Below are 20110 nucleotides of genomic sequence, written 5' to 3'. Positions count from 1 at the left end.
ACACAGAGCTGTGACACATGTCCCGACCGGCCGGCGGGCGTCCCCGCACACACCCCTGACCAGAACCGGAGGGATGCCTCCCATGGCCTCATCCGCGCAGGCACACGTCCAGGGCGACAACTCCGACCACACCACCGCGCCCGTACGCCGTACCAACTGGAAGCTGCTGGCGGCCGGGCTGACCGGCAGCTCGATCGAGTGGTACGACTTCTTCCTCTACGGCACGGCGGCGGCGCTGGTCTTCCCGCACGTCTTCTTTCCGCACTCGTCCGCCTTCATGGGCACGCTGCTGTCCTTCAGCACCTTCTGGGCCGGGTTCGTGGCCCGGCCGCTGGGCGGGCTGCTCGCCGGGCACTTCGGTGACAAGCACGGCCGTAAGCCCACGGTGGTGGCGTGTCTGATCGGCATGGCCACCGCGACGTTCCTCATCGGCTGTCTGCCGAGCGCGGCGAGCGTGGGCGTGCTCGCACCGGTGCTGCTGGTGCTGCTCCGCTTCGTCCAGGGGGCGGCGGCGGGCGGCCAGTGGGGCGGCATCGCGCTGCTGCTCACGGAGTCGGCGCACCCCAAACGCCGTGGTTTCGCGGGCACGTTCGGCCAGACGAGCGTCCCGGTCGCGGTCATCATCGTGAACCTCGTCTTCACCACGACCGGCTATGTCATGTCGAGCGACGCGTTCCTGGACTGGGGCTGGCGCGTCCCGTTCCTGCTCAGCGCCGTCATGTTCCCGGTCGTTCTGCACATCCAGAACAAGGTCGAGGACACCCCCGACTTCCGCGAACTCCAGGAAGCGGCGGCCCGGCGGCCGGAGGCGAGCGTGGTCCGCGCCCCGCTCACCGAGGCCGTACGCCGCAACTGGCGTACCGTCCTGCTCGGTTGCGGCACCCTCTCCGCCACCAACAGCCTGTTCTACGTGAGCATCACCGGCCTGCTCAGTTACGGCACGACGACCCTGCACATGGACCGGGACTCCCTGCTCACCGTCACCCTGCTCAGCTCGGCCCTGATGGCCGGGATACTCCCCTGCGCCGGCCACCTCTCCGACCGCTTCGGCCGCCGCAACCTGGTCCTGGTCGGCGGACTCGGCGTGGCAGCCTGGGCGTTCCCGTACTTCGCGCTGGTTGACACGGCCTCGGCGCCTCTGGTCTTCGTCGCGATCACCGTCGGCTTCCTCTTCCAGGGGCTCACCTACGGACCGATGGCGGCCTTCCTGGGTGAGCTGTTCGCGCCCAACGTCCGCTACTCCAGCGCCTCTTTGGCCTACCAGCTCTCCGCCATCGTGGTCAGCGGCGGTACGCCGGTCCTGATGACCGCCGTCGTCGCGAAGACCGGGACGACCACGCTGGTCGCCGCGTACATCGCCCTGATGGGCCTGATCACCTTTGTTTGCGCCTGGTTCCTGCCCGAGACGAACCCGGCCGAGGTGCGCCGCGACCCCGAGGCGCTGCCCGGGGCGCACCTCTACTCCTGACCGGCCGGAATCCCCAACGACGAGGAGCCACAGCCATGTTCACCCCCGAACCGGGGTTCCCGCTCGGTGACATCCCCGCGGCCCACGCGGCCGAACGCCCCGACGCCGTCGCCGTCCGCTCCGGCGGCGCGGAACTGACCTGGGAGGAGCTGTACCGGGCGAGCGATGCCGTCGCGCGCGGTCTGAAGCGGTCCGGCGTCGAGCGCGGTCACATCGTCCCCCTCATGCTGCCGAACGGCGTGGACGTCGTGGTGGCGGCCTTCGCCTGTCTCAGACTCGGCGCGGTGCCCCAGCCGTTGTCGACCAGGCTGGCACCGGCCGAGGAGCGGGCGATCCTGGCGCTGTCCGAGCCGCCGGTCGTCGTCGGCCTTCAGGAGGGCACGCTCGACCGGGCCACGACGGTGGCCGAGCTGCGTCGACTGGGCGTCGGCGCGGGCGAGTTGACGACCGAGGTCGGTCCCTCGTGGAAGGCGCCCACCTCGGGCGGCTCGACCGGCCGGCCGAAGATCATCCTGTCGGGGGCGGAAGGGGCGTTCAACCCGTTCGACATGGAGGCGTGGGGACTGCGCCCCGGCGAGCAGTCCCTCATCACCGCTCCCGTCCACCACAACGCCCCCTTCTCGACGGCCATGACGACGTTGTTCAACGGCGGCACGGTCACCCTCCTGGAGCGGTTCGACGCCGAACGGGTGCTGGCCGAGGTCGAACGGCACGCGATCACCTGGGTGTACCTGGTGCCGACCATGATGCGCCGCATCCTGGCTCTCCCGGAACGGGTCCGCGACCGCTACGACCTCTCCTCCCTCGTGTCGGTCTGGCACTGCGCGGAACCCTGCCCGCCCGCCACCAAGCAGGCGTGGATCGACTGGCTGGGCGCGGACCGCGTCTGGGAGCTGTACGCGGGTACCGAGGCCCAGGCCGGCTGCACGATCTCCGGTACCGAGTGGCTGGCGCACCGGGGCTCGGTGGGCCGTCCCACCTGGGGCGAGATCAAGATCGTGGGTCTCGACGGCACACCGGTCACGGAGCCCGGAGTTCCCGGTGAGATCTTCATGCGGGTCGCGGCTGGCAAGCCGCCCGCCTTCCGGTACCTGGGGGCCGAGGTCCAGGAGACCGACGGCTGGTCGACCCTCGGCGACATGGGCGAGTTCGACGCGGACGGCTATCTCTACCTGCACGACCGCCGCTCCGACATGCTCCTGGTCGGCGGGGTGAACGTGTACCCCGCCGAGATCGAGGGCGCCCTCACCGAGCATCCGCACGTCCTGTCCAGCGCGGTCATCGGCCTGCCGGACCCGGACCGGGGCAACCGCGTCCACGCCATCGTCCAGATCGAGGAGGGGCGTACGACCACCCCGCAGGAGATCACCGACTTCCTGGCCACCCGCCTGTCGCCCCACAAGCGGCCCCGCTCGATCGAGCTGGTGACGGAACCGCTGCGCAACGCGGCGGGCAAGCTGAGGCGCTCGGCGTTGCGGGCGGAGCGTCTGAACTAGGTGTACTGACCCGCAGCGTTGTTCACGCGGCTGATGGGTGGGTGGCCACCCGTGTGGAACTCGGCGGCAGTTGATACATGGCATAAGGCGGCGGACCAGGACCGGCGCCCCCGCGACATGCCTCAGGCCCACACCGCCCTGACCACGGCGTGGCCCGCCGCAGCCGCCCGACCGTAGAACCCTTGGAGGCCCTTGTGATGGTCGAAGAACTCCTGCCTGACCTGCGCTTCGTCCGAGCCGGCCCAGACGAACTTGGCACCGGCGACGTTCCACAGCTCGTCGAACGAGACACGTGCGAGGAAGCCCGCGGCCTGTGACACCCCGGGCGGCTCCAGAATCCCCAGGGGCGGATCGGAGGGGTCGGCATCGGCGCTGTGTGCCACTGGCCGCCCGCCGTAGATCGGCAGCTCCCGAGAGTCGTCGGCATCCGCATCGAGGACATCGGCAGCGGAATACAGGTCATTGACGGAGCCCCAGACCTTGTCGATCGACTCGGCGATGCCTGCCGCGTACTCGTCGGGGTGGTTCTCCCAAGCCTTCCGCATGAACGCCGCGAGCCAGGTGTGGTCGTCCCGGATCTCGGCCTCCGCGACGGCGCGCATGTGCATGTGCATGCTCACGGCGACGAGTCCTCCCAGTTCGGCGGCCCGCCTGCCGGGCCAAACGGAGAGAACCCACTCGGTGAGGTCGCGCCACCCGGAGGCGTACCGCCTTCCGTGATGCTCACTCATTCAGCCGATGGGTTCGATCACCGTAAATGAATTTCCGGCATTTACTCTGCGAAAACCCCGTCGAAGCCCCTCCATCGGAGATCGCCCATGAATGAGCAGCAGAATGCGAAGGAACTTCCCCGGCGGCAATTCGTCGCCCTCTCCGGCGTCCTCGGTGCCGGCGCGCTCCTGACCGGCGCGGCCGCGTTGAGCGGCGGTACGGCCGTGGCGGCGAACGGCGGCGGAGCCGGTCCGGCCCCCGATCCGTGCCCCACCACACCCCCGCCGCCGGGCGGCGCCGACCCATGCCCGCCCGTCAGCCTCCAGGGCGTCTGCGGCCGACCCACGGACAACGACCCGCTGTGGCACGACGTCCAGTACTGCACCAGCGGAATCGTCCCCCCGCCGCCGCAGACCCGGCCGGACTGCCTGAAGATGACCCCGAATTACATCGTGCTGCACGGAAAGCCGGAGACGACGCACAACTATCTCCTGCTGCCGACGTGCCGCGTCACGGGTATCGAATGCCCGTTCCTCGTGACCAGCGGCCCGGCGAACTACTGGCACGAGGCGTGGGAGAACGCCCGCGCCGGCGGAGACGTCCCCGTGCAGTACGCGAACATCGGCCTGGGCATCAACTCACAGGGCGCCCGGCGCTACAACCAGCTCCACATCCATATGGCCGGCGTCCGCGCGAGCACCCAGCGGCGCCTCCAGGAACTCGAGTCGCAGGGCCGTATGGCCACGTCCGCCTCGCAGTGGGCCAACCCGGCCAACCAGGCCCCCGTCACCGGCTCGGCGGGCGACCGCGTGTACCGCATCCTCCGGCTGCCCAACCTGCGGGACAACCTCTTCAGCCTGCTCTACACCAACGTCGTCCGGCCCAACTCGCTGAACATGGCCGACCAGACGATGATCGTGGTCCCGAAGATGACCGCCACCGGGTTCGCCGGCGCCTTCTACATCCTCAACAGCGACACATCGCTCCACGACGGCACGAGCACATGCGACTACCTGCTCGTGTATAGCTGACGCACATGTGCTGGGCGGCCACATGGGGCCGCCCAGGGTGGCGCGCTACAAGCCGTCTCCGGCCCGCTCCTCCAGGACTCCCGCCAGTGCCGACGCGACGAGGGCGACTGTGCGGTCCTCGTCGTGGGCGAGTCGGCGCAGGATCTCCAGCGGAGTGGTTCCCTCCAGTTCGACCAGGGCCTGGATCAGACGGACACGGGTCGCGGAGTCGGCGGTGGGGGCGGCCAGTTCGTCGGCCAGGAGGGTGGTGATCCGGGTCGCGGAGTCGGGGTCCCGGGAGAGGGCTCCCAGGGCTTCGGCCGCGTCCACGTCGCTGGTGCCCTCCACCACCATGCGCACGAGCGTCGGCACCGCCGCCGCCACCCCCTGTCCGCCCAGCGCCAGCGCGGCTTGTCTGCGTACGAGGGCGTCCGGGTCCGCCAGCCGGTCCGTGAGCACCGCGATGGCACCTGGCACCTCGGTCATCTCGGTGATCGCCAGCACCGCGCGCCGCCGGATGTCGATGTCCTCGGAGCGTGCGGCGGCGGCCAGCGCCGCCACACCGTCGTCCCCTGTCCGGGCGAGAGCCCAGCGCAGGGCGCCGGCGACATGAGGATCGGACTCGGTCAGTACCGCCCCGGCCAGCAGCTCAGCCGGGACCGGCGTGCCCTCCGGCCGGGTGAGGACGGCCTGCTGTCTGCGGGCGGGGCTGGTCGAGTCGAGTTCCCGCATGAGTGCGACGACGCGGAGGACGTCCTGCCAGCCGGTGGGCGCCGAGGCGTCGATGACCCGGAGTCGTTCAAGCAGCTCCCGCTCGCGCGCCAGGCGGTCCTCCGTCCACCGGATGAGGTCGCCGACCAGGGCGGACGGTGTGAAGGCCGGGTCCTCCAGCGCACGCCCGATCTGCTTGAGCGACAGGCCGAGGGAGCGCAGGCTCTCGACGTGGAAGATCCTGCGTACGTCGTCGGCCGAGTACTCGCGATACCCGCCGACGGTCCGCCCGGTCGGCCGCACGAGCCCCAGGGCGTCGTAGTGCCGCAGCATCCGCGCACTCACCCCGGACCGACGGGCCACCTCACCGATGAGCAACGTACGGCCTCCTAGGCTTTTGCGGCCCCGCGCTCCGGGCCGAGTACGACCGTACGCTTCGCCTCCTCGATGGCCGCGTCGAAACCTCGGTCGGGGTCCCGTCGCAGCGACTCGGTGGCACGGGCGTGCGCCGCCACGTCCGGGTCAGGGTGCTCGGTGGCCGACTCCAGTACGGGCCGGCTCTCGTCGCCAAGGTCGACCAGTGCCCGGCTGAGGCTCAACCGCACGTCCCGACCACCCCGCCCGAGCTGCCGAACCAGCTCCTCGGCGAGCCCCCGCTCCTCCCCCTCGGGCACGAGCACGACGGCCACGCGCCAAGCGGTCCGAGCCACTTCCTCATCGGGATCGCGCAGGAGATCACGGGTGATCCAGCCCCACGTGCTCCTGTCATCGACCTTGGAGAGCGTGTGCAACGCCTGACTACGGGCCTGACCGCACTCGGAGTCCAACTCCTGCCGGAGCCGGGGCAGCGTGATCTCCGGCGCGAGGCGGGTCAGCGCCCAGGACAACATGTCCCGTACGAAGAAGTCGGGCTCGATGGCGCAGCGCTCGACGAGGGCTTCCAGGAAGAGCGGGTCGGGGTTCGAGCCGGCCGCGAGGGCCGCCTTGAGCCGAACCGATGTGTCCTCGGCACCCATAGCCTTGACCAAACGAGTGTGCTGAGCGGTCATGTCGATCGGAACCACCTCCAGCACCCCAGTGGAAACGTTGCCACCGTGTCAGGGTCAAATCCGCCGTGCTACAGGCCCACGTCCCGGCTGCGGATGTCCTCCATCGACTCGCGACGGACCAGGAGGCGGGCCAGGCCGTCGCGCACGGCGACGACCGGAGGGCGGCCGACGAGGTTGTAGCCGGAGGCCATGGAGAGGTGGTATGCGCCGGCAACGGGTACGGCGAGCAGGTCGCCCGGGCGTACGTCGGCGGGCAGTTCTACGTCGGCGGCGAGGATGTCGCCGGCCTCGCAGTGCCGGCCCACCACGGTGACCCGTGCCGGGGCGGCGGTGCTGTGGCGGCCGATCAGGCGGGGTGCGTACCGGACGCCGTAGAGGGCGGGCCGGGGGTTGTCGCTCATGCCGCCGTCGACGGCCACGAAGAGCCGGTCGCCCGTGTGCTTCACCGCCAGGACGCGGTACACGGCGATCCCGGCGGGGCCCGCGATCGCCCGCCCCGGCTCGATGATCAGGCGGGGGACGGGGAGCCGGGCCCTCGCGCAGGCTCGGGTGAGTTCGGCACGGACCTCGCGTGCCAGCGCGGTGAGGTCCAGCGCCTCCTCGCCGGGACGGTAGGCGATGCCGTGACCGCCGCCGAGGTCCAGTTCGGGCAGGGCCAGTCCGTGCCGCTCGTACAGGCGGGCCATGAGGGCGACGAGGCGGCGTACGGCGGCCAGGTAGGGCTCGGCGGTGGTGATCTGTGAGCCCAAGTGGCAGTGCAGGCCCGTCAGTTCCAGTTGCGGCTGGTCGATGATGCGGGCGATCGCGTGCTCGGCGTAACCGTCCGTGGTCGACAGGCCGAACTTCTGGTCGTCGGTGCCGGTACGGATCTTCTGGTGTCCGCCGGCGCTGACGCCCGGCACCACCCGGACCATGACCTTCTGATGCCCGTCCGGTCCCACGGCCGCGGCGAGCCGGGCGATCTCCGAGGGGCTGTCGATGACGATCCGGCCGACCCGCAGGCGCAGGGCCGTCTTCAGGTCGCGGGGGGACTTGGCGTTGCCGTGCAGCACGATCCGCTCGGGCGGGAAGCCGGTGATGAAGGCGAGTTCCAGCTCTCCGGCGGAGCACACGTCCAGCCCGAGACCTTCCTCGTCCATCCAGTGGGCCATCGCGCGGCACAGGAACGCCTTGGCGGCGTACAGGACTTCGGCGTCAGGGAAGGCGTCGCGGTAGGTGCGGCAGCGGTCGCGTACCTCGGCCTCGTCCATGACGTAGACGGGCGTACCGAAGCGGTCGGCGATCTCGGCGAGCGGTACGCCACCCACGGAGAGGCCGGTACGCGGGGTGTCGGTGGTGGATGAGGGCCACACCGACAAGTCGGCACGGAGGGTGGCGGGTTCGTGAACGGTGGTCATGGTGTCTGCCCCTCTCAGGCGATACGCAGCACGCCGGCGGAGGCCAGGGGCGTGACGGGGGTGACCGGGGCTGGAGCCGGGGCGGTGAACTGCGGGTCCACGACGACCGAGGTGACGCCCAGCGGGTCGGTGAGCGCGCGCAGGGCGGGCTCGGCGAGACGGATCGCCTCCTGATCGTCCCCGAGGGTGGCCTTCAACCGGCCCATGGACGTGAAACCGACGGCGGTGCGCTCGCCGAGCGCGGTCCGGAAGAGCCGGGCGGCGCATCCGAAGGGACCCGGCCGGACCGGGACGTACAGGGGCCCGGCCGGGAACCGATCGGAGGGCTCAGGATCGTCACCGAAGAGGAGTTCTGCCATGCGGTGCCTCCCGAAGGCGTACGGAAGAAGCGGGTGGGAGGCCCCGGCCGCGGGGAGGCGGACCGGGGCTCGCACTCGACGGTATGCCCCGCCCCTCCCCCCTCCGTCCCGCCCCTGACGCGACACTGACACCGGCGGGGGCGGCCTTGACGGATCACTGACGCGGATGGTGAGGGGGCGAGCGGAGTCCGGTCCCGACTCGGAGCGGAAGTTCCGAAGGACGGCCGACCGCTCGCTCACCCCGTACAGCGACCGCCGCGTCCACGCCGCATCGGCAGCCTGCACGCCAGGGCTGCTCCCGCGCGGCCCTCGGTAGGTGATGCGGAGCAGATGCAGGAATCCACGGGAACGTGCGGCGCCCATCGCCCTGGCGGCCGTTCACCATGATGGCGACGCGGACGCGGGTGGTCGCTGTAGATGATCTCCGCGTCGGTGACCTGCGCAGGGATGCCCAGGAGGACCGTCTCAGCACCTGACTGGGCGACATATGTGGCGATGCGCCAGGTTGCGGAACCCGCGGGCTGTCGGTTGCCTCGTGGACAGAGCGCGAAAGATGCGCCGCGCCGGGTAGGCCGGACACCGTTCCGTTGGAGGATTCATATGCGTTACAGACACATAGGTGCAGGTATCGGCCTGACTCTCGGCGCCCTCGGACTGCAGATACCGGTCGCTGCGGCCGAGGACTCGGATGTCCGTATCCACCCGTGGAACGCCGCGCCGGGCTCCACGGTCACGGTCAGTACGAGCGCCTGCGACCCCGACGCGGACTACGGCAAGGGGCGGTCGGAGCTTGGCGGGGATTTCCACCTCTTCCAGAGTGACGAGGAGGGGGAGCTCACCGGCGAGTTCCAGATCCCGGAGGGAGCCAGGGCGGGCAGTGACACCGTCACCCTGAAATGTCCGCCACTGACCAAAGTCACGGAGACGTACCAGGTCACCGGTCACTCTCCGAAGGGCTCGGTCAACGCCGGATTCGGGCCGGCCGAGGACACCGGCGCGGGGCTCGCCCTGGGCGGCGGACTGCTGGCCACGGCCGCCGCGGGCGGGCTGGTGCTGATGCGGCGCCGCCCGGACGACATCCGAGCCTGACCGTCGAGCCTGGCGATGGCACCTGGACTCGGGCTGAGACTCGGACGTCGTATCAGCGCTTCCGGTGATCCGTACCTGTGCGCACGGCTCGGCCTGGCCTGCGCCATGGTGGCGGGTACGGTGCTGCTGATCTCCGGCGTGAGCGAAGAGGGCCCGTCCCAGCGCCGGCCGCCGCAGGCGGGCTCGACCGCTGTGCACTCCGGCCGCCCCCCAGGAGCCACTGCGGACCCGGCCCGCCTCGCGGTCCCTGCGCTGGCTCCCGCGGAGCCGGTCCGGCTGCGGATCGATGCCATCGGCGTGAACGCGCCGATGGCACGAGTGGGGCTCGACGCGGCCGGGGCGCTGCGGGCCCCGGCCGCGTCGACTCCCGGCGTCGCCGGCTGGTACGGCGACGGCACGCCTCCCGGCTCAGCGGGAACTGCCGTCGCCACCGGGCACGTGGACACCCCCACCGGCGGCCCCGGCGTCTTCTACGACCTCGGCGACCTCACCGAGGGCGCGACCATCGAGATCAGCCGAGCGGACCGGCGGACAGCGGTGTTCACCGTCCGCGCCGTCGAGCTGCACGACCGGAAGAACTTCCCCAGCGAGAAGGTCTACGGCAGTACCGGCCGGCCCGAACTCCGGTTGATCACCTGCGGCGGCCGCTACGTCAAGGGCACCGGCTACCAGAGCAACATCGTGGTCTACGCGACGCTGACAGGCGTGACGTAGGCCGAGCGGCAACTCCCCCATGCAGGCGGCAGGAGTAGCCCTGCGGCGGGTCAGCAAGTACGAGGGAGCCCGCGGCGCGGCAGTGGCCGAAGGTGTGAGGCGGCCGTGAGACGACGAAGCCCCGGTTCGTCGTCCTCGGGCTCTCCGCCGACGACGGGCGGCCCGGGTTCAGCAGGGGCCGTACCGATCCGTAGGCACCCGTCCGTGCCGAACAGCTCGATCAATTGCGACAGATGGGCCCGCGCCGCACTGCGGACGGGGTCCTCTCCCGTCACACCACCATCGACCGAACAGGCGGCGCTGGACGCCCCCCACCCTGGCCACCGCGAACGCCGTTTTCACCGAGGCTGGTTGAGGCGGTCAGGGGTTGTCAGTGGCGGGTGAAAGTATCACCGGCATGGTTCTCGTACGTACTACTCCGCCGCGGCCCGTGGACGTGACCGCGGTTTTTCCCGAACTGGCGCCGTTGGCGCGTCCCGCGATTCGGCTGCACCCTCGCCCCGGATCGCCTTCGGTCGGGGAGAGCTCGGTCGGGGGCCCGTTGCTGTGGCCGGCTGAGGAGCCGTGGCCGCACTGTGCAGCCTCGCACCTGCACGTGGACAGCGGGTTCCGCCAGTCGCCGGCCGATGTGCGGCTCAAGAGACGCATGCAGGCCCGGTGGCACAGTGATCACAACGGCCGTGGGACAACGCCCGAGGAGGCGGCGGCCAAGGAGCGGAACGCCGCGATGCTCGCGGAGCGATTCACCGCCGGCCCTCCCCCCGCGGACTGCCCGGTCCCCATGCTGCCCGTGGCCCAGCTATATCTGCGCGACATACCCCTGTTGCGGCCGCCCGGCCAGGCCGATCTGCTCCAGGTCCTGTGGTGCCCCTACGACCACGAGCCGCATCACAAGCCGTCGACCGCACTGTTCTGGCGGTCCGCCGCCGAGGTCGTCGACACCCTCGCCACACCGCCCGAACCGTACGAGGTGAACGATGACGGCTATCTGCCGGAGCCGTGCGTGCTCGCACCGGAAGCGATCACCGAGTACCCCAACAGCCTCGATCTGAGCCCGCAGATGCAGCGGATGGTGGAGGACTTGAGCAGATGGCAGGCGGCCGGCGCCGATCTGGACGGCTCCGAGCACGCGGACTGTCCGCAGGACTTCTACAACGTCCATCTGGCTGACGCGCCCGGCTGGAAGGTCGGCGGCTGGCCTCCGTGGGGCCGCACCGATCCCAACCCCCGCCACTGCGCTGTCTGTGACGCGCGGATGGTCCCGCTGCTGACCATCGCCTCCCGCGAATGGGACGGCGGTGAGGGGCACAGTTGGGCGCCGTGCGAAGAACAGGCCGCCGCCCGCGCCGCCGGGAATTGCTGTGGCCAGAGCCCGGCGGGGCCGACCAAGGTCGAAGTCGGCAGCACCGACAACATGCAGATCTACATCTGCCCGACCTCCCCCGAGCATCCGCACACCGACCTGATCCGATGAGCTGCCGGTTCCCCCGCTGGCCCCGAGAACGGCTGAGGGCCGGTGTCAGATTTCTCTGATACCGGCCCTGAGCTGCGACTCTCACAAGTCGGGACGACAGGATTTGAACCTGCGACCCCTTGACCCCCAGTCAAGTGCGCTACCAAGCTGCGCCACGTCCCGAGGTGATCCGGCGGAGCGTTCCGCGTGATCACGCAGGTCAACCCTACCGCACCCGCGGCGGTGCCCGGTCACTTGATGAGGGCGTTGGCGATGACCACGACGAAGCCGAGGAGGGCGTCGGCGAGGCCGATGAGGAGGGCGGCGGGCCAGCGGCGGGAGGCCCAGCGGGCGGTGATCACGCCGAGGGTGAAGAGGATGGCGATGTTGAGGTAGAGCGCGGGGTACTCGACGTCGCCCGGCGGCCACCACCCCCACCCCGCGCCGGCCAGCAGGAGCACGGTCGGCAGGACGGCCGCGACGAGCGGCCACTCGTCGCGCAGGGCGCGCAGCACCTCGCCCCGGCGCCGGGGGCCGCGTTCGGCGATGTGGTGGGCGTAGCCGTGGGCGAAGGCGGAGGCGAACGCGGTGACCAGCACCCACAGCGCGTCGTAGCGGCGGCTGGCCGCCGTGCCGTGCCCGTGCTGGGTGAGCGCGGCGACCAGGGAGCTGGCCAGGACGGCGCCGTACACCCCGCCGAACAGGACGGACTCGCGGGTGTCGCGCCGCGGCCGGGGTGCGCCGGTCTCCGCCGTCGGGTCAGCAGCCATGCCTCCCACGATCACCCGGCCCTCGCGCCCCCGCACGCCGGTGTGCACCGGTCAGGGCCGCGCACCAGGGTTGACACCCGGCATTTGTCCGCACAAAGGTGGGCCCGGCAGATGTGGATCTGGTCCGGAGAAGGGCTGTCATCGTGGATGCGCTGGGTGTCGCCGTCGTCGGTTTCGGCTGGATGGGCCGGGTGCACACCCGGGCGTACGCCCGTCTGCCGCACCACTACCCCCGGCTCCCCCTGCGCCCTGAGCTGGTGACGGTCGCCGAGGAGGTGCCGGGGCTGGCGGAGGAGGCGGCCGCGCAGTACGGATTCGCCACCGCCACCCGTGACTGGCGCGAGGTCGCCGCCGACCCCCGCGTGGGCGCCGTCAGCGTCACCGCGCCGAACTTCCTGCACCGCGAGATCGGCGTCACGATGGCGCAGGCGGGCAAGCACCTCTGGATCGAGAAGCCGGTCGGGCTGAGCGGAGCGGACGCCCGCGCGGTCGCGGACGCGGTGGCCGCGGCGGGTGTCCAGGCGGCGGTCGGCTTCAACTACCGCAACGCGCCCGCCGTGGAGGCCGCCCGCGAGCTGATCGCCTCCGGCGGGATCGGCCGGATCACCCACGCCCGCGTCCGGCTGCTCAGTGACTACGCCGCGCACCCGGACGGTGCCCTGACCTGGCGGTACGAGCGCAGCCGGGGCGGCAGCGGGGTGCTGGGCGACCTGGCCTCGCACGGCGCCGACCTCGCGTACTTCCTGCTCGGGGACATCGCGTCGCTGGCCGCCGACACGGCGGTGTTCGTGCCCGAGCGCTCCCGCCCCACCGGCGCCACCGCCGGACACACCCGCGCGGCGGGCGGCGAGCGCGGTCCGGTGGAGAACGAGGACTACGTGAGCTGCCTGCTGCGCTTCGCCTCGGGCGCCCGTGGCGTGCTGGAGGCGTGCCGGGTGTCGGTCGGTGAGCAGAACAACTACGGCTTCGAGGTGCACGGCACCGAGGGCGCGGTGTTCTGGGACTTCCGCCGGATGAACGAACTCCGCGTCAGCCGGGGCGGGTTGTACCAGGACCAGCCGGTGAGCACGGTGTACGTCGGCCCGGGCGACGGCGAGTTCGCCGCCTTCCAGCCCGGCGCGGCCAACGCGATGGGCTACGACGACCTGAAGGTCATCGAGGCGTACCGCTTCCTCCGCTCGGTCGCGGAGGGCAAGCCGTACGGCGCCACGCTCGCGGACGCGGTGCGCGCGGCCGGTGTGCTGGACGCGATGGCGGTGTCGGCCGAGAGCCGGGGGTGGGTCGACCTGCCGATGAGCTGAAGCGCGGCCCCTGTCACAGCACACGCGAGGAGCAGTTGAGCACATGCGTATCGGAATTCTCGGCCTCGGCCGCATCGGCGCCTTCCACGCCGGGACCCTGTCCGCGCTGGACGCCGTCACCTCCCTCGTCGTCGCCGACCCGGTCGCGGACGCGGCGAAGGCGGCCGCCGAACGGTACGGGGCCCAGGTCGCGGACTCCCCGGAGGCGCTGCTCGCGGCCGGGGTCGACGGCCTGGTGATCGCGGCCGCCACCGACGCCCACCCGGCGCTGATCCGGGCCGGGGTCGCGGCGGGGGTGCCGGTGTTCTGCGAGAAGCCGGTGGCCGGCACGATCGCGGAGGGCGTGGCGGTGCTGGACTCCGTGCGGGAGAGCGGGGTGCCGATCCAGATCGGGTTCAACCGCCGTTTCGACGCCGGTTTCATGGCCGCGCGCGCCGCCGTCCGCTCCGGCGAGCTGGGCAAGCTGCACACGGTGCGCTCCACCACCCTGGACCCGGCCCCGCCGCCCGCCGCGTACGTCGCCGCCTCCGGTGGCATCTTCCGGGACTGCTCCGTGCACGACTTCGACATGATCCGCTGGGTGACCGGCCGCGAGGTGACCGAGGTGTACGCGGTCGGCGGCAACCGGGGTGCCGCGTACATCGGGGAGGCGGGCGACGCCGACACCACGAGCGCGGTCCTCACGCTGGACGACGGAACGATCGCGGTGGTCTCCAACTCCCGCCACAACGCGCGGGGTCACGACGTGCGCATGGAACTGCTCGGCTTCGCGGACTCCCTCGCGGTCGGCCTGGACGACCGGCTGCCGATCCGCTCGGCCGAGCCCGGCGTCACCTTCCCCTCGGGCGTCCCGCACGACTTCTTCCTGGACCGCTTCACCGACGCCTACCGCGCCGAACTCACCGCGTTCACCGAGGTGGTGGCCGGTACCCGCCCCTCACCCTGCACGGTCGAGGAGGCGTTGGAGGCGGCCTGGATCGCGGAGGCGTGCACGCGCTCGCTGCGCGAGCACCGGCCGGTGCCCCTGACGGAGGTCCGCGCCGGCTGAGGGCTCGGGCGCGGTGTACGACGGCGGAGTCGAGGCCTCAGCGGTCGACCGGCGGTATCCGGTCCAGCCCCGATTCGCGCATGATCCGCGTCACGGACTCCGCCAGGGCACTGCTCGCGTCGATGACGGTCTCGAGTCCGCCGGGAAGCAGGTCCCGTTCCCGGTACCAGTCGCGCAGGTGGTCGTCGGTGACCTGGGACAGACAGGCCGCGTCGGCCTTCGTCGCGTGCCGGGCGAAGGTCTCGGTGAGCGGCACGTCCAGGTAGTAGCAGCGGGAGACGCCCCGGTGCTCGCGTACGAGGTCCGTCAGCATCGCGGCGTAGCGGTCGGCGTGGAGGATGCCCTCGACGACCGTGTGGAACCCGGCGTCCAGCGCGTAGCGGGCCGTCAGGCCGATCAGGCCGATGTTGGCCGCGCCGGGGCGGTCTCGCTCGCGGAGTACGTCGCGGCGGAGGTTGTCCTGGCCGACGAGGGCGAGGTTGCGGCCGAACCGTTGGCGGAGCCCGGCCGCGATCGAGGACTTGCCCGAGGCGCTGTTGCCCCGGATGACGATCAGCCGGGTCTCGTCGGTGCCGGTCGTCATGAGGGGGCGGGCGCGGGGTGCGGCGCGGTCATGTCGAGCAGGAGGAGCGCGTCGTGTTCGGGGGTGCCGGGTTCGGCGGTGTAGAGGCCGATGCGCTGGCCGGGGGTGGCTTCGACGTGCAGGACCTGGGAGGTGAGGGTGACCGTGCCGACCTCGGGGTGGTGGAAGGTCTTGGTGGCGGGTTTGCGCCGGGTCACTTCGTACCGCTCCCACAGTCCGGCGAACTCCGGGCTCTTGAGCAGGAGTTCGCCGACGAGGTGGGTGAGGTCGGGGGCGTCCGGGGCGGTGCCGGCGACGGCGCGGAGGCGGGAGACGCAGCCGGTGATCTGCTGCTCCCAGTCGGTGAAGAGGTCGCGGGCCGCGGGGTGCAGGAAGAAGTAGCGGGCGAGGTTGCGCTGGGTGGCCGGCCAGTCGGCGATGCCCGCGTAGAGTGCGAGGCCGCCGGGGTTCCAGGCGAGCAGGTCCATGCTTCGGCTGATGACATAGGCCGGGTAGGGGCGCAGCGATTCGAGCAGCAGCTTCAGGTGCGGCCGTACCGTGCGGCTGGGCGCGGGCGGCGGCTCGGGGACGTAACGGGCGGCGCGGGCGGCGAGTTGGCGCAGATGGTGGTGCTCCTGGTCGTCCATGCGCAGGGCGCGGGCGAGCGAGTCGCAGACGGCGGGGCTGGGCCGGGTCTCCTTGCCGCGCTCCAGGCGTACGTAGTAGTCGATGCTGATGCCGGCGAGCGTGGCCAGCTCCTCGCGGCGCAGGCCGGGGGTGCGGCGGATGCCGGGGCCGATGGTGAGGCCGACGTGCCGGGGGCTCGTCCCGGTGCGGCGGGCGCGCAGGAAGCGGCCCAGTTCGGCGCTCTCGCTGTCTGATGCCATTCCCCCAGTCTCCCCCGGCGGGGCGCGTACGAGAGGGGTTCTGTCATTACCCCCGAAGAGCCCGCCCTGCCGCCCGGGGCACCGGCTGGGTGAAGGTGGAGCCCCCTCTTACAGGAGCAGTCATGCGCGCAGCAGTGATGTACGGAGCCGGAGACGTCCGTGTCGAGGACCGGCCCGACCCGAAGATCGTCCAGCCGACCGACGCCGTGGTCCGCACGGTCGCCGCGTGCGTGTGCGGCAGCGACCTGTGGCCGTACGGTTCGATGCCCGCCACCGACACCGGGCGCCCCATGGGGCACGAGTTCCTCGGTGTCGTGGAGGAGACGGGCGCTCAGGTGCGGGGGCTGAAGCCGGGCGACCTGGTCGTGTCGCCCTTCACCTACTGCGACAACACCTGCGACTACTGCGCCGGCGGCCTGCACATCTCGTGCCGCGAGGGAGGCCGGTACGGCTTCGACGGTGTCGACGGCGGCCAGGGCGAAGCGGTCCGCGTGCCCCACGCGGACGGCACCCTGGTCAAGCTGCCCGTGGCCGCCGACTCCGCCCTGGTGCCCTCGCTGCTGGCCCTGTCGGACGTGATGACCACCGGTCACCACGGCGCGGTCACCGCGGGCGTCCGACGCGGTGACACGGTGCTGGTCATCGGGGACGGCGCGGTCGGCCTCTGCGCGGTGATCGCCGCCCGGCGCCTGGGCGCCGAGCGGATCGTCCTGGCCGGCCGCCACGGGCAACGCACGGACCTCGGCCGGGAGTTCGGTGCCACCGACGTCGTCCCCGAGCGAGGCGCGGAGGGCGTAGCCCGCGTCCGTGACCTCACCGGCGGGGTCGGCAAGGTGATCGAGGCCGTCGGCACCCGCGAGGCCCTCGACACCGCCCTCGGTACGGTCCTGGACGGCGGCACGATCAGCCGCCTCGGTGTCCCCCAGTACGAGCAAGGGCCGCTCGGCCGAACGGAGTTCCGGCGCAACGTCACCCTGACCGGCGGCGCGAGCCCGGCCCGCGCCCACATCGAGCACCTGCTGCCCGACGTCCTGGACGGCACGATCGACCCCGGCCGCGTCTTCGACCGTCAATTCCCCCTGGACCAGGCGCCGGAAGCCTACCGGGCCATGGCCGGACGCCGGGTCCTCAAGGCACTCATCCGCCCGTAGGCCGACGTCACGGCAGCTCCGCCACGTCCACGCCCCGCACCTGCGCCAACTCGTGCTTGAGTGAGGCGAGTTCCGCACCGCCCGCCATGTGGTCGGTCAGGTCCTCCAGTGTGATGTCCCCCCGTGCCGCGCCGAGTTCGAGCGTGCCGAGGCGCAGGACGCTGAAGTGGTCGCCGACCATGTAGGCGTGGTGGGGGTTGTGGGTGATGAAGATGACGCCGAGACCCCGCTCGCGGGCGGCGGCGATGTACTTGAGGACCACCCCGGACTGCTTGACGCCGAGCGCGGCGGTCGGCTCGTCCAGGATCAGTACGCGGGCGCCGAAGTGGACGGCGCGGGCGATGGCCACGCACTGGCGCTGACCTCCGGAGAGGGTGCCGATCGGCTGCTCCAGGTCGTCCAGCGCGATGCCCATCTCCCGCAGCTCGCGGTCGGCGGTCTCCTTCATCCGGGCGATGTCCAGCCGGCGCAACGGCCAGGGCCCCTTGGTGAGTTCGGAGCCGAGGAAGAAGTTCCGCCAGACCGGCATGAGCGGGATGGTGGCGAGGTCCTGGTAGACGGCGGCGATGCCCTTGGCGAGGGCGTCGCGCGGGCTGCCGAAGCTCACCGGCTCGCCGTCCACGAGGAATTCGCCCTCGGTGTGCCGGTGCAGCGCCGAGATGATTTTGATCAGGGTGGACTTGCCCGCGCCGTTGTCCCCGAGCACACAGGCGACCCGGCCCGCGTGCACGGCCAGGTCGACGCCGTGCAGGGCGCGCACATTGCCGTACGACTTGCCCGCGTCGCGCAACTCCACCAGCGGGGCGGTGTTTTGGTCGGTCATCTCACTCACCTCCGGGTCGCCGTACGCTGGACCCACAGATTGATCAGGACGGCGCCGAGCAGCATCACGCCGAGGAACGCCTTGAACCAGTCGGGGTTCCAGCCCGCGAAGACGATGCCCTGGTTGACCATGCCGAACATGAAGGCGCCGAAGACCGGCCCGATCGCGGAGCCCGAGCCGCCGGTGAGCAGACAGCCACCGATCACCGCGGCCGCGATGTAGATCAGCTCCTGGCCCACGCCCTCGCCGGACTGCACGGTGTTGAAGGCGAACAGGTTGTGCATGCCGACGAACCAGGCGCCGAAGCTGACCAGCATGAACAGCGTGATCTTGGTGAAGTCGACCCGGACGCCCACCGCGCGGGCGCTCTCCTTGCTGCCGCCGACGGCGAAGATCCAGTTGCCGTACTTGGTGCGCAGCAGCACCCAGGTGGCGAGCACGGCGAAGACCAGCCAGTAGAAGACGGTGATCTTCACCTGGACGCCCCCGATGTCGACCGAGGAGGCGAAGACCGCCTTGGCCTGGCCGAACCCGTCCATGTCGCTGATGTCGTCGGTGGCGACGTTGCCGGTGACCAGCTTGGTCACGGCGAGGTTGACGCCCTGGAGGATCAGGAAGGTGCCGAGCGTGACCAGGAAGCTGGGCAGCTTGGTGCGCACCACCATCCAGCCGTTGAAGGCGCCGATGGCCAGGGAGAGGACGAGGGAGACGAGGACGCCGGTCCAGACGTTCACCGTGAGTTGGTAGCTGAGCATGCTCGCGGTGAGCGCCGAGGTGATGACGGCGACGCCCGAGGACAGGTCGAACTCCCCGCCGATCATCAGCAGCGCGACCGGCAGCGCCATCAGCCCGATGGTGGAGCACTGGTAGAGCACGGTGGCCATCGAGTCGCCCTGGCGCAGCGAGGGCGCGGCGATCAGGAAGAACACCATGACGGCCGACGCGCCCAGGAAGACGCCCACTTCGGGCCGGGCCACCAGCCGCAGCGCGAGCGGCCGCCCGGCGCCCGGCGCCGGACGGGCCACCGGGCCGGAGGCCGGTTCGGTCCGCTGGGCGGTGCTCATCAGCGGGTGCCCTTCGCCGCGAACTCGGCGACCCGGTCCACGTTGGACTTGTCCACGAACGCCGGACCGGTGAGCACCGGCTGCTCGCCGCCCCCGCTGTAGTTGCCGTTGTTCTTGTACAGCCACAGCGAGTCGACGGCCAAGTAGCCCTGGAGGTAGGGCTGCTGGTCGACGGCGAACTCGATGGTGCCCTTCTTGATGGCGCCGGTCAGGTCCTTGTTGAGGTCGAAGGTGGCGACCTCGGCCTTGCCGCCCGCCTCGGCGACGGACTGCACGGCGGTCAGCGCGAAGGGGGCGCCGAGGGTGACGACATGGTCGAGGGAGCTGTCCTGCTTCAGCTTGGCGGTGATGGTGGACTGCACGGAGGGCCGGTCGGTGCCGTTGACGTACAGCGTCTCGGTCTTGCCGGAGAAGGTCTTCTTCACGCCGTCGCAGCGCTGGGTGAGGCCGACGTTGCCCTGCTCGTGGATCACACACACGACGTTCTTGGCGCCGACCTCGTTCAGCTTCTTGCCGAGCGCCTCGCCCGCCACGCTCTCGTCCTGCCCGAAGAACTGGAGCAGTCCGAGCTTCCTCCAGTCGCTGAGACCGGAGTTGAGGCCGACCACGGGTATCTTCGCCGCGTTCGCCTTGGCGATGACGTCCTTCATGGCGCCGGGCTTGGCCAGGGTGAGCGCGATGCCGTCCACCTTCTGGTCGACGGCGTTCTGCACCAGGTTGGCCTGGGTGCCCGCGCTCGGGTCCGCGGAGTAGACGAGCTTGATGTTGTCCTTGGCGGCGGCCGCCTCGGCGCCCTTGCGGACGATGTCCCAGAAGGTGTCACCGGGCGCCTGGTGGGTGACCAGGGCGACCGTCATCCGGGGGGTGTCGGCCTTGCCGGCCGGTGCCCCCGACCCTCCCTCCGCCGCCTTCTTCCCGCCGGAACCGCTGGAGCAGCCGGCGAGGGTGAGGGCCGCGGCGGCGGCCACCGCGACGACGAAGGCCGGTCGGCGCGAGCGCGAGCGAGAAGAGCGGTCCATCTGTCCTGCACCTCACTGTGCTGGGAAG

At 71.2% G+C, this 20110-nt stretch carries 20 protein-coding genes and 1 tRNA gene; 9 read left to right on the top strand and 12 right to left on the bottom strand.

What is annotated here, in order from left to right; genetic code table 11:
• Window positions 1–82: 82 nt before the first annotated feature.
• Window positions 83–1468: an MFS transporter gene (locus ACZ3HQ_RS05540; RefSeq protein ID WP_467508258.1), complete on the top strand. Its 1386-nt coding sequence runs from the start codon at window positions 83–85 to the stop codon at window positions 1466–1468.
• Between the two features lie 35 nt (window positions 1469–1503).
• Entirely contained in the window at window positions 1504–2964 is a 1461-nt protein-coding gene (locus ACZ3HQ_RS05535; RefSeq protein ID WP_467508256.1) for an AMP-binding protein, read from the top strand.
• Window positions 2965–3086: 122 nt separating this feature from the next.
• Here ACZ3HQ_RS05535 and ACZ3HQ_RS05530 read toward each other — a convergent pair whose 3' ends face one another.
• Window positions 3087–3578: a DUF1877 family protein gene (locus ACZ3HQ_RS05530; protein WP_467509049.1), complete on the bottom strand. Its 492-nt coding sequence runs from the start codon at window positions 3576–3578 to the stop codon at window positions 3087–3089.
• A 204-nt stretch (window positions 3579–3782) separates the two neighbouring features.
• Here ACZ3HQ_RS05530 and ACZ3HQ_RS05525 point away from each other — a divergent pair, with 204 nt between their 5' ends.
• Entirely contained in the window at window positions 3783–4706 is a 924-nt protein-coding gene (locus ACZ3HQ_RS05525) for a CDP-diacylglycerol diphosphatase (RefSeq protein ID WP_467508254.1), read from the top strand.
• Between the two features lie 45 nt (window positions 4707–4751).
• Here the strand turns inward: ACZ3HQ_RS05525 and ACZ3HQ_RS05520 are convergent, their stop codons facing one another.
• The 4 genes from ACZ3HQ_RS05520 to ACZ3HQ_RS05505 all read right to left on the bottom strand — a co-directional run bounded on the left by ACZ3HQ_RS05520 (window position 4752) and on the right by ACZ3HQ_RS05505 (window position 8201).
• A complete protein-coding gene (locus tag ACZ3HQ_RS05520; protein ID WP_467508253.1) occupies window positions 4752–5774 on the bottom strand; it encodes a HEAT repeat domain-containing protein in 1023 nt (340 codons plus the stop codon).
• An 11-nt stretch (window positions 5775–5785) separates the two neighbouring features.
• Window positions 5786–6412 (bottom strand): HEAT repeat domain-containing protein, encoded by a 627-nt coding sequence (locus ACZ3HQ_RS05515; RefSeq protein ID WP_467508251.1) that lies wholly within the window; start codon window positions 6410–6412, stop codon window positions 5786–5788.
• Between the two features lie 101 nt (window positions 6413–6513).
• Window positions 6514–7842, bottom strand: a complete 1329-nt coding sequence (gene lysA / locus ACZ3HQ_RS05510) for a diaminopimelate decarboxylase (protein ID WP_467508249.1) — start codon at window positions 7840–7842, stop codon at window positions 6514–6516.
• Between the two features lie 14 nt (window positions 7843–7856).
• Entirely contained in the window at window positions 7857–8201 is a 345-nt protein-coding gene (locus tag ACZ3HQ_RS05505; RefSeq protein ID WP_467508247.1) for an SAV_915 family protein, read from the bottom strand.
• Between the two features lie 600 nt (window positions 8202–8801).
• On the opposite strand from ACZ3HQ_RS05505, the gene ACZ3HQ_RS05500 reads away from it, so the two are divergent.
• The 3 genes from ACZ3HQ_RS05500 (at window position 8802) to ACZ3HQ_RS05490 (ending at window position 11478) form a co-directional block, all read left to right on the top strand.
• Window positions 8802–9290, top strand: coding sequence for a sortase (locus ACZ3HQ_RS05500; RefSeq protein WP_467508245.1), 489 nt, complete (start codon window positions 8802–8804; stop codon window positions 9288–9290).
• 15 nt (window positions 9291–9305) lie between these two features.
• The gene (locus ACZ3HQ_RS05495; RefSeq protein ID WP_467508243.1) at window positions 9306–10004 is read left to right on the top strand and encodes a class F sortase; all 699 of its coding nucleotides are present in this window, start codon (window positions 9306–9308) and stop codon (window positions 10002–10004) included.
• A gap of 397 nt (window positions 10005–10401) precedes the next feature.
• Window positions 10402–11478, top strand: coding sequence for a hypothetical protein (locus ACZ3HQ_RS05490; protein WP_467509048.1), 1077 nt, complete (start codon window positions 10402–10404; stop codon window positions 11476–11478).
• Between the two features lie 88 nt (window positions 11479–11566).
• Here the strand turns inward: ACZ3HQ_RS05490 and ACZ3HQ_RS05485 are convergent.
• Window positions 11567–11640 (bottom strand) — tRNA-Pro (locus ACZ3HQ_RS05485).
• A 68-nt stretch (window positions 11641–11708) separates the two neighbouring features.
• Window positions 11709–12227 carry a hypothetical protein gene (locus tag ACZ3HQ_RS05480; RefSeq protein WP_467508241.1) on the bottom strand — a complete coding sequence of 173 codons (519 nt, stop codon included), beginning with the start codon at window positions 12225–12227 and terminating at the stop codon, window positions 11709–11711.
• 140 nt (window positions 12228–12367) lie between these two features.
• On the opposite strand from ACZ3HQ_RS05480, the gene ACZ3HQ_RS05475 reads away from it, so the two are divergent.
• Window positions 12368–13528 carry a Gfo/Idh/MocA family protein gene (locus ACZ3HQ_RS05475; protein ID WP_467509047.1) on the top strand — a complete coding sequence of 387 codons (1161 nt, stop codon included), beginning with the start codon at window positions 12368–12370 and terminating at the stop codon, window positions 13526–13528.
• Between the two features lie 43 nt (window positions 13529–13571).
• Window positions 13572–14576 (top strand): Gfo/Idh/MocA family protein, encoded by a 1005-nt coding sequence (locus ACZ3HQ_RS05470; RefSeq protein WP_467508239.1) that lies wholly within the window; start codon window positions 13572–13574, stop codon window positions 14574–14576.
• 37 nt (window positions 14577–14613) lie between these two features.
• Here ACZ3HQ_RS05470 and ACZ3HQ_RS05465 read toward each other — a convergent pair whose 3' ends face one another.
• Together ACZ3HQ_RS05465 and ACZ3HQ_RS05460 are read right to left on the bottom strand one after the other, a co-directional pair.
• A complete protein-coding gene (locus ACZ3HQ_RS05465; protein WP_467508237.1) occupies window positions 14614–15159 on the bottom strand; it encodes an AAA family ATPase in 546 nt (181 codons plus the stop codon).
• A complete protein-coding gene (locus ACZ3HQ_RS05460) occupies window positions 15156–16025 on the bottom strand; it encodes a helix-turn-helix transcriptional regulator (protein ID WP_467508235.1) in 870 nt (289 codons plus the stop codon). Before ACZ3HQ_RS05460 ends, ACZ3HQ_RS05465 begins: the two co-directional genes overlap by 4 nt.
• Before the next feature lie 122 nt (window positions 16026–16147).
• On the opposite strand from ACZ3HQ_RS05460, the gene ACZ3HQ_RS05455 reads away from it, so the two are divergent.
• A complete protein-coding gene (locus ACZ3HQ_RS05455) occupies window positions 16148–17176 on the top strand; it encodes an alcohol dehydrogenase catalytic domain-containing protein (RefSeq protein ID WP_467508233.1) in 1029 nt (342 codons plus the stop codon).
• 7 nt (window positions 17177–17183) lie between these two features.
• On the opposite strand, the gene ACZ3HQ_RS05450 is transcribed toward ACZ3HQ_RS05455, so the two are convergent.
• From ACZ3HQ_RS05450 to ACZ3HQ_RS05440, 3 genes are read right to left on the bottom strand one after another with little or no spacing between them, the layout of a single operon-like run.
• On the bottom strand, window positions 17184–17999 hold the full coding sequence (locus ACZ3HQ_RS05450) for an ATP-binding cassette domain-containing protein (protein ID WP_467508231.1): 816 nt from the start codon (window positions 17997–17999) through the stop codon (window positions 17184–17186).
• 5 nt (window positions 18000–18004) lie between these two features.
• A complete protein-coding gene (locus tag ACZ3HQ_RS05445; RefSeq protein WP_467508229.1) occupies window positions 18005–19063 on the bottom strand; it encodes an ABC transporter permease in 1059 nt (352 codons plus the stop codon).
• The gene (locus ACZ3HQ_RS05440) at window positions 19063–20082 is read right to left on the bottom strand and encodes a sugar ABC transporter substrate-binding protein (protein ID WP_467508227.1); all 1020 of its coding nucleotides are present in this window, start codon (window positions 20080–20082) and stop codon (window positions 19063–19065) included. Before ACZ3HQ_RS05440 ends, ACZ3HQ_RS05445 begins: the two co-directional genes overlap by 1 nt.
• Between the last annotated feature and the right edge of the window lie 28 nt (window positions 20083–20110).

The sequence above is a fragment of the Streptomyces sp. NPDC018263 genome (assembly GCF_055562575.1).
This window is presented reverse-complemented; position numbering and strand designations above follow the sequence as displayed.

Coding starts and splice junctions, on each gene's coding strand:
- lysA (WP_467508249.1), bottom strand. CDS start 7,842: ATGACCACCGTTCACGAACCCGCCACCCTCCGTGCCGACTTGTCGGTG.
- ACZ3HQ_RS05495 (WP_467508243.1), top strand. CDS start 9,306: ATGGCACCTGGACTCGGGCTGAGACTCGGACGTCGTATCAGCGCTTCC.
- ACZ3HQ_RS05470 (WP_467508239.1), top strand. CDS start 13,572: ATGCGTATCGGAATTCTCGGCCTCGGCCGCATCGGCGCCTTCCACGCC.
- ACZ3HQ_RS05455 (WP_467508233.1), top strand. CDS start 16,148: ATGCGCGCAGCAGTGATGTACGGAGCCGGAGACGTCCGTGTCGAGGAC.
- ACZ3HQ_RS05460 (WP_467508235.1), bottom strand. CDS start 16,025: ATGGCATCAGACAGCGAGAGCGCCGAACTGGGCCGCTTCCTGCGCGCC.
- ACZ3HQ_RS05445 (WP_467508229.1), bottom strand. CDS start 19,063: ATGAGCACCGCCCAGCGGACCGAACCGGCCTCCGGCCCGGTGGCCCGT.
- ACZ3HQ_RS05500 (WP_467508245.1), top strand. CDS start 8,802: ATGCGTTACAGACACATAGGTGCAGGTATCGGCCTGACTCTCGGCGCC.
- ACZ3HQ_RS05530 (WP_467509049.1), bottom strand. CDS start 3,578: ATGCACATGCACATGCGCGCCGTCGCGGAGGCCGAGATCCGGGACGAC.
- ACZ3HQ_RS05465 (WP_467508237.1), bottom strand. CDS start 15,159: ATGACGACCGGCACCGACGAGACCCGGCTGATCGTCATCCGGGGCAAC.
- ACZ3HQ_RS05440 (WP_467508227.1), bottom strand. CDS start 20,082: ATGGACCGCTCTTCTCGCTCGCGCTCGCGCCGACCGGCCTTCGTCGTC.
- ACZ3HQ_RS05490 (WP_467509048.1), top strand. CDS start 10,402: ATGGTTCTCGTACGTACTACTCCGCCGCGGCCCGTGGACGTGACCGCG.
- ACZ3HQ_RS05505 (WP_467508247.1), bottom strand. CDS start 8,201: ATGGCAGAACTCCTCTTCGGTGACGATCCTGAGCCCTCCGATCGGTTC.
- ACZ3HQ_RS05515 (WP_467508251.1), bottom strand. CDS start 6,412: ATGGGTGCCGAGGACACATCGGTTCGGCTCAAGGCGGCCCTCGCGGCC.
- ACZ3HQ_RS05450 (WP_467508231.1), bottom strand. CDS start 17,999: ATGACCGACCAAAACACCGCCCCGCTGGTGGAGTTGCGCGACGCGGGC.
- ACZ3HQ_RS05540 (WP_467508258.1), top strand. CDS start 83: ATGGCCTCATCCGCGCAGGCACACGTCCAGGGCGACAACTCCGACCAC.
- ACZ3HQ_RS05535 (WP_467508256.1), top strand. CDS start 1,504: ATGTTCACCCCCGAACCGGGGTTCCCGCTCGGTGACATCCCCGCGGCC.
- ACZ3HQ_RS05525 (WP_467508254.1), top strand. CDS start 3,783: ATGAATGAGCAGCAGAATGCGAAGGAACTTCCCCGGCGGCAATTCGTC.
- ACZ3HQ_RS05480 (WP_467508241.1), bottom strand. CDS start 12,227: ATGGCTGCTGACCCGACGGCGGAGACCGGCGCACCCCGGCCGCGGCGC.